The sequence below is a fragment of the Novipirellula caenicola genome, assembly GCF_039545035.1.
GTDB lineage: Bacteria > Planctomycetota > Planctomycetia > Pirellulales > Pirellulaceae > Novipirellula > Novipirellula caenicola.
Genome location: NZ_BAABRO010000004.1, coordinates 416,917 through 431,449, shown reverse-complemented (window position 1 = coordinate 431,449; position 14,533 = coordinate 416,917). Strand labels below are relative to the sequence as shown.

Genomic DNA, 14,533 nt, shown 5'->3' with positions numbered 1-14,533 from the left:
CGATGGGAGTGAATGGCGGTTTATGGCTCAGGACAGCGGATTTCTTGAACGCGTGTTTGCAGATGCACGCTCTACCTACCAGGCGCTCGCCGATGCGCTGCCGGTCAGTCTGCTGATCAAAGATACCGAAGGCCGGCGACTGTTCGCCAACAAAAAGTATCTTGAGCTGCGAGGCCAATCGCTCGGCTCGATATTGAACAAAGACGACTTCGACCTGTTTCCTGTCCATTTGGCGGCAAGCTACGTGGCGGATGACCAAGTCGTGATACGAAGCGGCGAGGCGTTACACAATATCGAAGAGACGGTTTCCGCCGATGGCAGCCCTCGCTGGATCGAGCGGATGAAGTGTCCGATCAAAGACAGCCACGGCAAAGTGATCGGCATTCAGCTGATGTTCTGGGACGTGACCGAGCGGATCGCTGCCGAGAAAGAATTGCGGCATGAACAAAGTCTGTTGAAGACGTTGTTGGATAATATCCCGGATTCGATCTACTTCAAAGACACCGAAAGCCGCTTTCTAAGAATCAGCAATGCCATGGCAAAGAAATTTGCGATGGAAAACGCAAGTGATGTCATTGGTAAAAATGACTCGGACATCTTTACGTCCGAACATGCGTTGTTGGCTCGCAAAGACGAATTGCGAGTGATGCAAAGCGGTGAAGCGTTGGTGGACCGCATCGAACGCGAAACGTGGGCCGATCGCGAAGACACATGGTGCATCTCGACCAAAATGCCTTTTCGTGACGAGTCGGGGAAGATCATCGGCACCTTCGGGATCAGCCGCGATATCACCGAGTTGACCAAGTCTCAACAACAACTTCGTGAAGCGCGTGATGTCGCTACCAAAGCGAATGAGGCCAAGAGCAATTTTCTGGCCAACATGAGCCACGAAATCCGCACTCCGATGAACGCCATTATCGGGATGTCCGAACTGTTGGCTCAATCGGATCTGACGCCCGAACAGCGTGACTACAACACGCTGGTTCGCGATTCTGCCGACTCGCTCTTGCGATTGCTGAACGAAATTCTCGATTTTTCCAAGATTGAAGCCAACAAACTCGAACTCGAGTCGATTCCCTTCTCGGCCAGGGACGTGATTGAAAAAGCGGGCCAGACGCTGTCGGTAAAAGCATCGGAAAAAAATCTCGAGTTGCTTTGCCGCATCGCTCCCGATGTGCCGAGTCGTTTGATGGGTGACCCCGGACGGCTGCGGCAAGTGTTGGTGAATTTGATCGGCAATGCGATCAAGTTTACCGAGACAGGCCATATCTTTGTCGACGTCAATACCACCGATCCGGTGCCGACGGACCATGAAACCGAAAGGTCGAATGGTAAAGGCGAATCGGAGGATCGACAAACGCTGTGGCTACGCTTTCAGGTATCCGACACTGGCATCGGCATCCCAGAGGACAAGATCCAATCTGTGCTCGAGGCGTTCACGCAAGCCGACTCGTCGACCACACGTCGCTTTGGCGGCACCGGACTCGGGCTTGCCATTTCTCGGCAGCTGATTGATTTGATGAAGGGGAAATTAGAAGTCGAAAGCCAAGTCGGCAAAGGCACGACGTTCTGGTTTGCAGCCCCATTCCCGGTCGCCGCCAAACAAGCGACGCCCGATCGTCAACTGCGACAATTGGCCGGGACGCGAGTGTTGATCGTCGATGACAACCCGGTGAATCGTCGGATCTTGGAAGAGATCTTTGTTGTTTGGGGTTTCAAACCGACGCTGGTCGATGGCGGCAAGCATGCGTTGATGCGAGTGCGTGAAGCCAACGATCGTGAACAGCCGTTTCAGCTGATCGTGCTCGATTGCATGATGCCCGAGATGGATGGTTTCGAGTTGGCTCGTCGACTTCGTCAACAGTTCCCCGGCGACACCGCTCGGCTGATCATGTTGTCGTCGGCGAATCTTCCGGATCGCTCGGACCAGCTCCGCGAGCTCGACATCTCGCGTTACTTGAACAAGCCGGTGATCCAATCGGAATTGTTGGATACGATCGTGCAAGTGCTTGAGGTCGGACCCGCGTCGGATCCGCCGGTGCAAACGCCGGTCAATGCCGTTTCACCGATGCGAGTCCTTGTTGCCGAAGACGGGCTGGCGAATCAGCAAGTCGCGATCGGGATGTTAAAAGCATGTGGGCACAAAATCAAAATTGCCAATGATGGAAGCGAAGCGGTTGCGTGTTGGCAGAAAGAACCCTTCGATGTCATCTTGATGGACATGCACATGCCGGTGATGGATGGGATCGAAGCGACCAAACGGATACGTGAGCAGGAAAAAAAGTTCAGCCCGCCGCGACATATCCCGATCATCGCTTTGACCGCCGCCGCGATGCAAGAAGACTCGGATTCCTGTTTGTCCGCCGGGATGGACGCGTTTTTGACCAAGCCGATTCACCCTCGACGGCTGCAGGAAACGTTGGCTCGTTTCGCAGACAATCCCGCAGGTGGCTGCGGCAAAGACAAGCCAGCGAAGGATGAATCGGTCAAGCAACCGGGAACAGCCGATCATGATCCGGCCGCCGAAGGTGTCGACGCGGCGGATGGGCCGCAGCACGACGGGCGGCCGGATGAGCAGTCCCAAGAGGATGAGCTGCCGTATGACGATGGTGATGTCGTCGATCTGCGTGCGGCCGAATCGCGGATTCCCGGCGGACGGCGGGGAGTACGAAGGTTGGCCGAGGTCTTTATCGGTGAGTGCGAGATGCTGATGGGGATCTTAGTGAACACGGTTCCCGACGGCGATTTGGCCGAGATCGGACGCGCCGCGCATACCTTAAAGGGCTCGGCAAACCTGTTTTACGCCCATCAGGTGTACGGAACAGCACGCGAGATCGAGCAGGCCGCCAAAGAGCAGCGTCGTGAAGATCTCGTAAAACTTCTCGAAAAACTCAATGCAGAAGCCGCTGCGATGCTTCGTGTTCTGCGGCACATCGTTGCCGCATCTTCCGATTCCAAAAGCACTTAGGGCTGGTTTCGCCAAGTGTCCAGTAGGATTCGGTTGCGGCTTGCCCGACGCGGCAAGGTCTATGGAGATAAAGGGACATTCGGGGCGCCCCCCTATTAAACATTCGCTGAAATCCTTGCCCCACGCAGGCCAACACGCCTGGATCGCCTACCAATTCCGCCTCTTGGTGCTTAGCAGGCCCCCGAATATCATTGACTTTCCCCCGTTTTTTTGCTAGAATCGTCCTCTGAATCGCGTGGTTGTCTTACAATCCCGCTGAAAAACAAGCCTATAGACTTGCTTCCCTCCCCAAATACACCAGAGCCACCGGCAGCTTTTTTTCAGAAAAAAACAAGTTGCTCTCCGGATCTGGGCCCACCTTAATGCCGCATCGTGTCTCTGGCGAGCTTGACTTACTGCACGCACAGAGATGTTGTCCCCTCCTTGAGCTTGACGTGATGAAACAGAGTAACATCACATCCGACTCTTCGAGACTGTGCCCGTCGAGCGTTCTCGGTTCCCTCTAGATCGCTCGAATTCTATCCAATCACGTTGAACGTTTCTCAATTCGGAGAATTGCAAACATGCGTTGTCACGGAAATCCTTTGAGCCGTCGTGGCTTTCTCGCCGCCGGAACCCTCGGCACGATTGGGTTGTCGCTACCCGAATTGCTAATGCGTCAGGCGGCGGCCGAGCAAAAACAATATGATTTTGTCGAGGCCAAGGCGAAGAGTGTCATTCACATCTTTTTGCCCGGTGGTTTGGCACAGCAAGAATCGTTTGACCCCAAACCCTATAGCCCGATTGAATATCGTGGCGAACTGAAGACGATCAAAACCAATACCGGCGAAGTCTTCTGCGAGACGGTGCCTCAATTGGCCAAGCGAGCGGACAAGTTCAGCGTCATTCGATCGATGAGTCACGGTGAAGCGGCTCACGAGCGGGGCACTCACAATATGTTCACTGGATACAAGCCGAGCCCGGCGCTTCAGTATCCTTGCTTCGGCTCGGTCGTCAGTCACGAGTACGGGCCTCGCAACAACCTGCCTCCATACGTTTGCATCCCGAATGTCCCCAATGAATTCGCCGGGACCGGCTATCTGCCTAGCAGCTATGGTGCGTTCGCCCTTGGTTCGGATCCCAACCGCAGTGATTTCAAGGTCCGCGACCTGAACCTCGCTGGCGGTGTGGACGAACAGCGTTTCTCGCGTCGCAAGCACGCCTTGGAAGTGGTCAATAGCCATTTCACCTCGGTGACCCAGGCCGACAATATCGAAGCCATGAATACGTTCTATCAACGAGCGTATGATCTGCTTGACACCCCGGCTGCTCGTGAAGCATTCGATATCGAAAAAGAAGACGCCAAGATGCGTGACCGCTACGGCCGCAACGAAGCCGGTCAACGCATGTTGATGGCACGTCGTTTGGTCGAAGCTGGGACTCGTTTGGTGACCCTGACCTACGGCGGTTGGGATATGCACAACGACATCACCGGCGGCATGCGGCGATTGACTCCGGCGTTGGACGTTGCGTTGGGCGCGCTGTTGGACGATTTGTCCGAGCGAGGCATGCTCGATGAAACGCTTGTCATGGTCAGCAGCGAGTTCGGCCGAACGCCGAAGATCAACAAGGACGCCGGGCGTGACCATTGGCCAAAGGTGTTCAGCGTGATGCTGGCCGGCGGTGGGATCAAGGGCGGCATGATCTATGGTGCCTCGGATTCGACCGCATCAGAACCCGAAGAAAACGCGGTTTCGCCGGCCGACCTGGCGACCACCATGTATCGCTTGTTGGGCATCGTTGCTGACAAAGAATTGATGGCTCCTGGTGATCGCCCGATCGAAATTGTCGACGGCGGCAATCTCATCGAGCCGCTATTGGCGTAACGCTTTCGCACGTTGTGCGGGGGTTGTTGATGTTGTCAAAAGCTCAAGCGGGGTGAGGCACTTAGTGTCCTCCTCCCCGCAATGACGCCTGCTGTTAATTATTTTTAGTGCGGTATTGATTTGCCGCTTCGCATCGTTTGAACTCGCCACCTTTGGACGTCCAAGTGAATTCACGATTTTTTGCTGCCACGTTTGTTGCGTTTAGCTTGACCACGCTGGTTGCCACGACCGCAATGGCAACGCTTCCTGAAGTCACTCGTCTAAAACCTCTCGGCGTTCGCCGTGGGGAAGAAACAACGGTGTTGTTTCAAGGCGCACGCCTGAAGGATGCCCATCAAGTGTTGACCGATGTCCCCGGCATCACGATTCTCGAAGTCAAGCCGATCGACAACTCGAAGGTCGAAGTCAAGTTAAAGGCCGACGAGAACCTCGCTCCTGGTCTGTATCCGGTCCGCTTGATCACCAAGAGCGGGATTGCCAATCTGCGACTGTTGGGCGTCGGGTCGATGCCAGTGGTCCAAGAGGTCGAACCCAACAATGATTTCAGCAAGCCGCAGCCGATCGAACTCAATACGACGGTCGAGGGTGTGGTCGAACGCGAGGACGTTGACCATTTCCAAGTCAAACTAAAGGCTGGCGAAACACTGAACGTCGAGATCGAAGGTCTGCGTATCGCGTATTCGCTAAACAACCAAAATATCCTTGACCCGTTTGTCGCAATTTTGAACGAAGGCCGTTTCGAAGTCGCCACCAGTGACGATTCGGCTCTGTTGCAACAAGATGGCCTGTGTTCGTTCACCGCGACCGAAGACGGCGTCTACACCGTTTTGGTGCGTGACAGTTCGTTCGGAGGCAGTAGTGCGGCCGGTTACCGGTTGCACGTGGGCACGTTCCCACGGCCTGTTGCCGCCATTCCCGGTGGTGGTGTTCCCGGCGACACGCTGAAAGCCAACTTGGTGGCACTCGATGGCACGGTCAGCGAGGCTTCGGTTCAACTTCCGAGCGAAGCACACGATCAATGGGCAGTGGTCACCGAGAACGAAAAGGGCATTTCGCCATCGCCCAACTGGGTGCGAGTCAACGACTTGCCCGTGGTCATGGAACAGGAACCCAACGATGACCGTGCCAAGGCGCCCGAATCGGCGGTGCCCGCAGCATTTTGTGGCGTGATTGAAAAAGAGGGTGACTTTGATTGCTTCAGCTTCCAATGCAAAAAAGGCCAGCGTTTTCGAGTCACTGTGTTCGCACGCAATGTGATTCGATCACCGTTGGACGCGGTGTTGAACGTTTATGGGCCGGATGGAAAAACGTTGTCTTCTTCGGATGACATCGGCACCAACATGGACCCGTTTGTCGAATTCACGGCACCAGCGGACGGCAAACACAGCGTTCGCATTTACGATCATCTCCGCGGCGGCAGCCCTATCCATCATTACCGAATCGAAGTCGCCCCGGCGGTGAGTGAGTTTGATTTGAACTTGGCCGAGTTGCGACGTTATTACCCTCAAGTGGTTTCCGTACCAATCGGCGGCCAAACCGCGTTCATGGTCAACGCCACACGTCGAGGTTACAACGGCGAAATTTACATGGAGCTTGATGGGCTTCCCGAAAACGTCGTCGCACAAACCTTTTCGATCCCCGCAGGGCGTGGCGAGATCCCGGTGTTGTTGACCGCCAAAGCCGACGCGACTCACGCCGCTTCGCTGTTTGATATTCGTGGCAAAGGCGACGAGAAAAACGCCACTGTCACGGGCCAGCTAAAGCAGACTCACCAATTGGTGCTCGGTCAGAACCGTCGCCCGATGTGGGGCTACGATACCGATCGTGCTGCGGTCGCCGTCACCGACGCGGCCCCGTTTGAAATTGAGCTGGTTCAACCGAAAACGCCTATCGTGCGTGATGGCAGCAAAGAATTGGTTGTTCGCATCAAACGTGGCGAAGGCTTCGATGGGGCGGTTTCGCTTCGCACGCTCTACAATCCGCCCGGAGTCGCGGTCAACAATAGCCGCAAAATCGACAAAGGCCAAACTGAAGTTCAAATTCCGATCACCGCGAACGGCAGTGCTGCCGTGGGAACGTGGCCGGTGATTATGATCGCAAGCTATCCCACCGATAACGGGACCGCGGAAATCGCGACACAACCGATCATGTTGGAGATCCAACCACAGCTGTTCAGCTTCAAGTTTCCTCGCTCTGCTGCAGAACTTGGAACTGACGCGTCGGTGGCAGTGGAAATCGAAGTGCTCAGAGAGCTGCCGGGCGAAGCGGAAGTGGAATTGGTCGGAATCCCCAATGGGGTGACCAGCTCGGCTGCGGTTCAAAAAATCAGTCAAGATGCAACCAGCGTGGTTTTCCCGATCACGGTTGCCAAAGACGCCAAAACCGGAAACCACAAAACGCTTGTGTGCAAATCACGCGTGACCGTTGGGGACGAAGTGATTGTGCAAACCAATGGCACCGGCGAGATCCGTGTGGACAAACCGTTGCCACCGAAGAAAGACGAACCAGCCAAGCCGGCTGCAAAACCCAAACCGGCCGAAGCGAAACCCGCCGCGCCAAAACCGCTTAGCCGGCTCGAACAGCTTCGCCAAATGAAGAACCAATAACACGCATGGCGACTTGGGGTGGGCCTATATGGTCCGCCCCGTCGCTTCCCTTTCCCACCGTATTCTATCGATCCCGCATTTCATCGATCGCTTTAATTGTTCAACGAGGAACATCGGCATGAAGTTTCCATTCATCAAATCACTCGAGCGGATCGCTCTTGGCGTGGCCATCCTGTGGACCGGCGCCGTCACCGCGATCGCGGTCACGCCCGAGTCATCGACTCCTAGCGGCAACGCGGCGCGTCGACCGGACATCGCGGTTTATCCAAGCGAGATCAAGCTTGGTTCCGCTCGCGATTTCCAATCCTTTGTTGCTGTCCTTCGACGCGACGATGGGATTACCGAAGACGCCAGCGAGCGGATGGAGTGGTCGATCGCGGATGCATCGAAAGTGCGTCGCGATGGTTTCATGCTGTATCCCGTTGCCGATGGAAAAACCGAACTGGTTGGTTCCTATGCGGGCACCGAAGTTCGCGTGCCGGTGACGGTGACCGGTGCGACAACCAAGCCCGAGATCAGTTTCGAAAAAGACGTCATGCCTGTGTTGACGCGATCGGGGTGTAATACCGGGTCCTGTCACGGTGCGGCTCGCGGGAAAGACGGTTTCCGAATCAGTTTGTTTGGGTTTGACCCCGAAGGCGATTACTTTCGCATCACCCGCGAAATCGGTTTTCGCCGGATCAATCTAGCCGTCCCCGAAGAAAGTCTGTTTCTAAAGAAAGCGATCGGTGCGGTGCCTCACTCCGGAGGCAAGTTGTTTGACACCGATTCGGATTACTACGCCACGATTTTAGAGTGGTTGCAAAAGGGTGCCAAATCGGATCCTGCAGACGCCAAACCACCGGCCGTCCAATCGCTTGCGATCTATCCACCGCAAGCGGTGATCGAAGGCGAGGGATCTCAGCAGCGATTTGTTGCCGTGGCTACCTATAGCGATGGCAGCACCCGCGATGTCACTCGTTTGGCCGCGTTCACCTCCAATAACTCAGGCACCGCCGCAATCGATTCGCTGGGCGTGGTCACCGCGGGCCGCCGTGGCGAAGCATTCGTGACGGCTCGTTTTGTCACCGAAACGGTGGGCAGCCAAGTATTGGCACTGCCAACTGATTTGCAGTACACCGCTCCGAAAATCGAAGGCGAATATATCGATCAGTTGGTTGGCAAAAAGCTACAGCAACTTCGCATCTTGCCAAGCGGACGCTGCAGTGACGAAGAATTCCTGCGACGGGTCACGTTGGACATCACCGGATTGTTGCCGACCGAACAAGAGTATCAACAATTTGTTGCCGACGCCGCGCCGAACAAACGTGCGGAATTGATCGATCGTTTGCTCGAACGCAAAGAGTTCAGCGAGATCTGGGCTATGAAATTTGCTCAGCTGTTGATGATCAAAAGCAGCAATACGGTCAGTTACAAGTCCGCGTTCTTGTATGCCAATTGGTTGACCGACAAATTTGCTCGCAACGTGCCGATCGATCAAATGGTCCGTGAATTGTTGACCAGCACCGGGGGAACGTTCACGTCGCCGGCAACCAACTTCTACGAAATCGAGCGTGACACGCTGAAGACGGCTGAAAATGTCGCGCAAGTCTTTATGGGGATTCGCACGCAATGTGCCCAGTGTCACAATCACCCGTTTGACCGCTGGACCATGGACGATTACTACGGTTTCGCATCGTTCTTCTCGCAAGTCGGACGCAAACAAGCCGAAGATTATCGCGAAAAGATTGTTTACAACCGCTTTAGTGGCGAGGTCAATCACCTCGTCACCGGCAAACCGGTTCCGCCTCGTTTCTTGGGTGGTGAATCGCCCGACACCAAAGGCAAAGATCGACGCGAAGTGTTGGCAAATTGGTTGACCAGCAAGGAAAACCCCTACTTCGCACGCTCGATTGCGAACCGAATTTGGGCTCATTTCATGGGCGTTGGGTTGGTGGATCAAGTCGACGATATCCGCATCAGTAACCCGCCAAGCAACCCCGAACTGTTCGACACGCTGGGCAATAAATTGGTTGAATACAACTTCGACATGCGGTCACTCGTTCGCGATATTTGCAACAGCGAAGCGTATCAACGCAGTTGCCAATCCAACGAAACCAATGCTCATGACAATCGCAACTATGCGTATGCCGTGGTGCGACGTATTCCGGCCGAAAGCATGCTTGATTGCTTGTGCCAAGTCACCGAAGCTCCGGAAAAGTATCGCGGGTTGCCGCTCGGAGCATCGGCGGTGCAGATCGCCGACGGGGCAACCTCGACTTACTTCCTAGACACCTTTGGCCGTTCACCACGGGCCACGGTATGCGAGTGTGAAGCGACCACGTCGCCATCGCTTTCGCAAGCACTGCACCTGCTAAACGGAAGCTCGGTAACCAACAAAATCGAGCAGGGCAAGGTGATTCAAAAATGGGTGAAAGAAGAGAAGCTCAGCAACGAGCAGGTGATTGAGCGAATCTATATCCGCTCGCTCGCTCGCAAACCGACCAAGGAAGAGCGAGAAAAGCTGCTGGCCACAATGCCGGCCGAAGGGGACAGCACGGCTGAACTATCGGATGTTTTCTGGGCCGTGCTGAACAGTCGCGAGTTTGCGTTTAATCACTGATTAAAATGAAAGACCGTCTTTGATTTCCTACTCGAAAAAATTTCGCCTCTCCACACGATTTCCAATCGCTATGAATCGACTGAATATTGCCGCACTGTTTGTTTTAGCTGGTTGCGGAGTCAGCTTCGCGGCCGACGAAAAGTCCACTCCGGAAGTGAAAAAGGTCACTTTCGAAGATGATGTGAAGCCGATCTTTCGCCAACATTGTGCTAGTTGTCACAACCAAGGCGATAAAAAGGGCGGCTTGGCTCTCGACACCTACACGGCATTGATCGAAGGGGGGGGTAGTGGCGAAGTGGTGTACGACGACGGCGATCCATCGGCCAGCCGTTTGTGGCAATTGGTCAATCATGACGACACGCCGATCATGCCGCCAAACCAAGACAAACTGCCCGCCGAACAGCTCGCGGTCATTCAAGCTTGGATCGAAGGAGGAATCCTGGAAAACTCGGGTTCCAAAGTCAAAGCGAAAAAGAAGAACTCGCTTGCGTTTGTCGCCTCCACCGGCGGGAAACCCGAAGGTCCTGTGGCGATGCCCGAATCGATTCCTCAGCGAGTGCCCGTTGCTACCGAACGTGCTGCCGCCATTTCAGCGATTGGGACAAGCCCATGGGCACCCTTGGTCGCGATCGCGGGACAAAAACAGATCTCGCTGTACCACACCGAAACATCCGAGTTGCTTGGAATTTTGCCATTCGAAGAGGGCATTGCTCAGTCGCTGCGGTTTAGTCGCGGCGGCAGCTTTTTGATCGCAGGCGGTGGCGAGCATTCACTCAAAGGGATCGCGGCGATTTACGATGTCAAAACCGGCGAACGTGTGGCGACCGTCGGTGACGAATTCGATGTGGTGTTTGATGCCGACGTCAACGCGAGCATGTCGCGAGTCGCGATGGGCGGACCACAAAAGATGTTGCGTGTCTATGACGCCACCGATGGCGAGTTGATCTTTGATCTCAAAAAACATACCGATTGGATCTTTGCGGTCGCCTACAGCCCCGATGGGGTGTTGATCGCGTCGGGGGATCGTTCCGGTGGCTTGAGTTTGTGGGAAGCCGACACGGGGCGACTGTACCTGGATTTGACGGGACACAAAGGATCGATCAATTCCGTGGCATGGCGGGACGATTCGAATGTCTTGGCCAGTGCGAGCGACGACGGAACGGTCAAACTGTGGGACGTCGTCGAAGGGAAAACCATCAAATCATTCAATGCTCATGGCGGCGGGGTGACCGCAGTCGCTTTTGATCATCAAGGTCGACTCGTGACCGCCGGTAAAGACAACCGAGCCAAACTTTGGGACGCTGGCGGGGGACTGATTCATCAATTCCAACCCGTTAGCGAAGACGTGCTCGAAGTTGCGATTTCTCACGATGGCAGCCGAGTGATCTACGGGGATTGGGATGGCCAAGTCTTCAGTGCATCGGCTGAAAAACCAGAACAGAAAGAAGCGTTGGCGGCCAACCCACCGCCGGCAGCCGAACGTGCCAAGGTCGTCCAGCAGCAATTGGCATCGATTCAAAAGACGATGCAACCGATCAAAGCCGAGCTCGATGCCGCGATGAACGCTGTCGCCGCGGCTCAAAAACCGATCGACGAACTCAATGCCAAGATTGCCGCGGCCAAGGCGGAAGCTGAAAAATCAAAAGCGGCTGCCGACGCCGCAGCCAAGAAAGTAGGCGAGCTCGATGGACAGATCCCTGCGTTGGCGGGGGCGTCACGTGACAAGCATGACGCGGTGATCGCGGTTCGCGTGCAAACCAACGGCGACGCAAACAAGCTGGACGCGGTGGCAGCGGCCGAACAGGCACTGATCGATCACTTGAGCCAATTGGTCAAACTGCGTCGTGATCGCATCGCGACTCATCAATCGATCGCGACGCATCAACAAACCGCTGCGGCGAAGACGGCGGAAGCTGCCGAATTGGCCAAAGGCTTGCCCGCACTGCAAGAAGCATTGGCCAAAGCCCAGCAGGCGGCTGATGCGATGAAGCAGAAGTATGACGGCGTGGCCACTCAATTGACGGCAGTCCAAACGAAATTGGATCAATTGTCAGCCGCCATCAACTAGTGCTAAGTTAAATGAGGTGCAGTGGGGATCGTGTGCTACCACGCGTAGACGTGTGGTTCGCCATCCCCAACGCGGTACGCTTGCAATGCCGCCCGTTCAATTCATCGCGTTGGAAATAAAACTCGGTGGTGTTGGAAAACGTGCATCAAGGACGCGATTATTGAGCTCGATTGACCTCCATGACTTTTCCATCATCACAACAACGTGCGGGCATGATCGCGGATGATCTCGGCCGCTTCTTGACCAAGCAGCTTAGCACTCGACGCTGCGGAGCGAACCGATCTCGCCGCTCGGATCGGTTGGAACCGATGTATCCCGGGTTGGCCTACGGTCGCCATCGCGGCCCCGCACGTCGGGGGTGTCGCCAAGCCGCCGTGGCGATTTCGTTGTTCCAGGACACACATCAGCAGTGGGTGATTCCGCTGACGCAGCGTCCGCTGACGCTGAAGCATCACGGCGGTCAGATCTGTTTGCCTGGAGGCCGGCAGGAGCAAGGCGAATCGGCCGAAGACGCTGCACTGCGTGAATTCGAAGAAGAGCTTGGAGTACGGCCGCAGGTGCAAACGTATTGCGGCCGTCTGCACCCACAATACGTTTATGCCAGCGATAATGCGGTCCAGCCGGTGGTCTTTGTCATCGAACCACCATTAACTCAGTGGCAGCCGGATCCGATCGAAGTCGAAAATGTGATTCTGATGCCGCTGCAGGAATTACTTCGTCCATCGCGGCGAACGGTGGTCCAGATGAAAAAGCGAGTGCATTTCATTGAAACAAGGGCCGATCGAAACCCTTCAACCGGAGCTGATACGCTGCAATTCGCCGCTCCGGCGTTTCAATACCAAGACTATCGGATTTGGGGTGCAACCGCGATGATTTTGGACGAATTGGCTCGGATATTGCTGCCCTATCCTAATCGATGAAAAGTAACTGGTAATTAGGCCACTTTGACAGTGGGGCAAATTGACAGCAGACGCTCTTTGACTAACAATTTGCGCTGGCAACCTATTTTTAAAAAGGAAGTTTCCATGGCATCTGATGCTGTAAAAGAATTCACTGACGAGAACTTCGATAGCGAAGTCCTTCAGTCTGACTCCCCTGTGCTTGTTGACTTTTGGGCACCTTGGTGTGGTCCATGTCGTCAGATCGCTCCGATGATTGACGAATTGGCCAGCGAAAACCCATCGGTCAAGATTGGCAAGATCAACATCGACGACAACCCTGGAATCGCCCAGAAGTTCGGAATCAGCAGCATTCCTACGCTGTTGGTTTTCAAAGGTGGCGAAGTTTCAGAAAGTTTTGTTGGCGTTCGCCCCAAGGCAGCGCTCCAACAAGCACTCGATGCGTCGGTGGCTTAAGCATCACAGGATGCGTTGACCTCCTAGGCACTGTGGCGATTCACCGTGCCTTTTTTTATGCGCCGATTCTTGCGCCGTGACCTGGCCCGTTGGATCTTTACGGATCGCTACGCAAGGTTGATGGCATTGGCCGTGTACTGGCTAGTACTGGGCTTGGGTGCTGCGGACACGTCCGTCTTGGGCGACTTGCCATACTTGACGGCTGTACAGATCGATTGCTGTCAGCCAGCCTCCGCCGTAGCAAAAGGTGTCGATGTCCAGCAGATGGCCGATATCGAGGATTTCGCCGTCACGCATCGCCGTATGGCCGACGACAGCCGTTTTGCCGCTGATGTGAGCCGCTGGGAATCCGTCGTTTAGCGTGTACCACCGCAGCATCTCAGGCGGTTGGTGTTCCAGCGGCGTGTCGGGATCGTAGGCGGCATGCGTAAAGAAATAGTCTTCGTATTCAAAGTAATCGCCGAGTGAATCGAAGAAATCCTCATGGCTCTGCGGCAAAAAGTCCAATCCGCCATCGAAACCGTAGCTATCAAGCGTCTCAACGCCGCCGTATTTGAGCCAACCGTGCGGCGATTGTCCGTCACGAACGACCTCCAGCATCATTTCTTCGTGGTTTCCCACCAATCCAATCAACTGAGTCGATTTACGCAATTCGATCAGGGTGTCGATCACCCCCCGGGAATCAGGCCCTCGGTCCACGTAATCGCCCAGGGTGACGACAATGTCTTTGGTCGTCGGCGCAACCTCTGCAATCAATCGCTCTAAAGCGACCTTACAGCCGTGGATGTCTCCGATTGCGATGAGTCGCTCAGACAATTTTGAAAAGCCCCATGCTGTATTCAGTTTGACTATTGTGGATTCAATTTTCCGCTAGTTCTAACGGTATAAAATCAAGGGTACTAATACAAGTTGAAGTTGGCAATTAGCAGCCCCCTGCCTCTGGCGAGCGGAAGCGTCCCAGATGGATGGCGTCGCAGGTTTTCTGGGTACAAAACCGGACCGTTTTCGTTGTAATTTAGTGAACGGCGGGCTGCGAGAATCGACTTCAAATCGATAACACCTTGGACGA

The 14,533-nt window shown here is 55.0% G+C and carries 8 protein-coding genes; 7 read left to right on the top strand and 1 reads right to left on the bottom strand.

Annotated elements, in window-relative coordinates:
- Positions 1-22 precede the first annotated feature (22 nt).
- From ABEA92_RS11185 to trxA, 7 genes are all read left to right on the top strand, one after another.
- Positions 23-2,968 carry a hybrid sensor histidine kinase/response regulator gene (locus tag ABEA92_RS11185; RefSeq protein WP_345683907.1) on the top strand — a complete coding sequence of 982 codons (2,946 nt, stop codon included), beginning with the start codon at positions 23-25 and terminating at the stop codon, positions 2,966-2,968.
- Between the two features lie 563 nt (positions 2,969-3,531).
- Entirely contained in the window at positions 3,532-4,833 is a 1,302-nt protein-coding gene (locus tag ABEA92_RS11180; protein WP_345683906.1) for a DUF1501 domain-containing protein, read from the top strand.
- Positions 4,834-4,997: 164 nt separating this feature from the next.
- Entirely contained in the window at positions 4,998-7,439 is a 2,442-nt protein-coding gene (locus ABEA92_RS11175) for a pre-peptidase C-terminal domain-containing protein (protein WP_345683905.1), read from the top strand.
- Positions 7,440-7,557: 118 nt separating this feature from the next.
- On the top strand, positions 7,558-10,041 hold the full coding sequence (locus tag ABEA92_RS11170; RefSeq protein WP_345683904.1) for a DUF1549 domain-containing protein: 2,484 nt from the start codon (positions 7,558-7,560) through the stop codon (positions 10,039-10,041).
- A gap of 70 nt (positions 10,042-10,111) precedes the next feature.
- The gene (locus ABEA92_RS11165; RefSeq protein WP_345683903.1) at positions 10,112-12,109 is read left to right on the top strand and encodes a c-type cytochrome domain-containing protein; all 1,998 of its coding nucleotides are present in this window, start codon (positions 10,112-10,114) and stop codon (positions 12,107-12,109) included.
- 179 nt (positions 12,110-12,288) lie between these two features.
- Positions 12,289-13,029, top strand: coding sequence for an NUDIX hydrolase (locus ABEA92_RS11160; RefSeq protein WP_345683902.1), 741 nt, complete (start codon positions 12,289-12,291; stop codon positions 13,027-13,029).
- Between the two features lie 105 nt (positions 13,030-13,134).
- Positions 13,135-13,464 (top strand): thioredoxin, encoded by a 330-nt coding sequence (gene trxA / locus ABEA92_RS11155; protein WP_040765998.1) that lies wholly within the window; start codon positions 13,135-13,137, stop codon positions 13,462-13,464.
- 141 nt (positions 13,465-13,605) lie between these two features.
- Here trxA and ABEA92_RS11150 read toward each other — a convergent pair whose 3' ends face one another.
- Entirely contained in the window at positions 13,606-14,280 is a 675-nt protein-coding gene (locus tag ABEA92_RS11150) for a metallophosphoesterase family protein (protein ID WP_345683901.1), read from the bottom strand.
- Between the last annotated feature and the right edge of the window lie 253 nt (positions 14,281-14,533).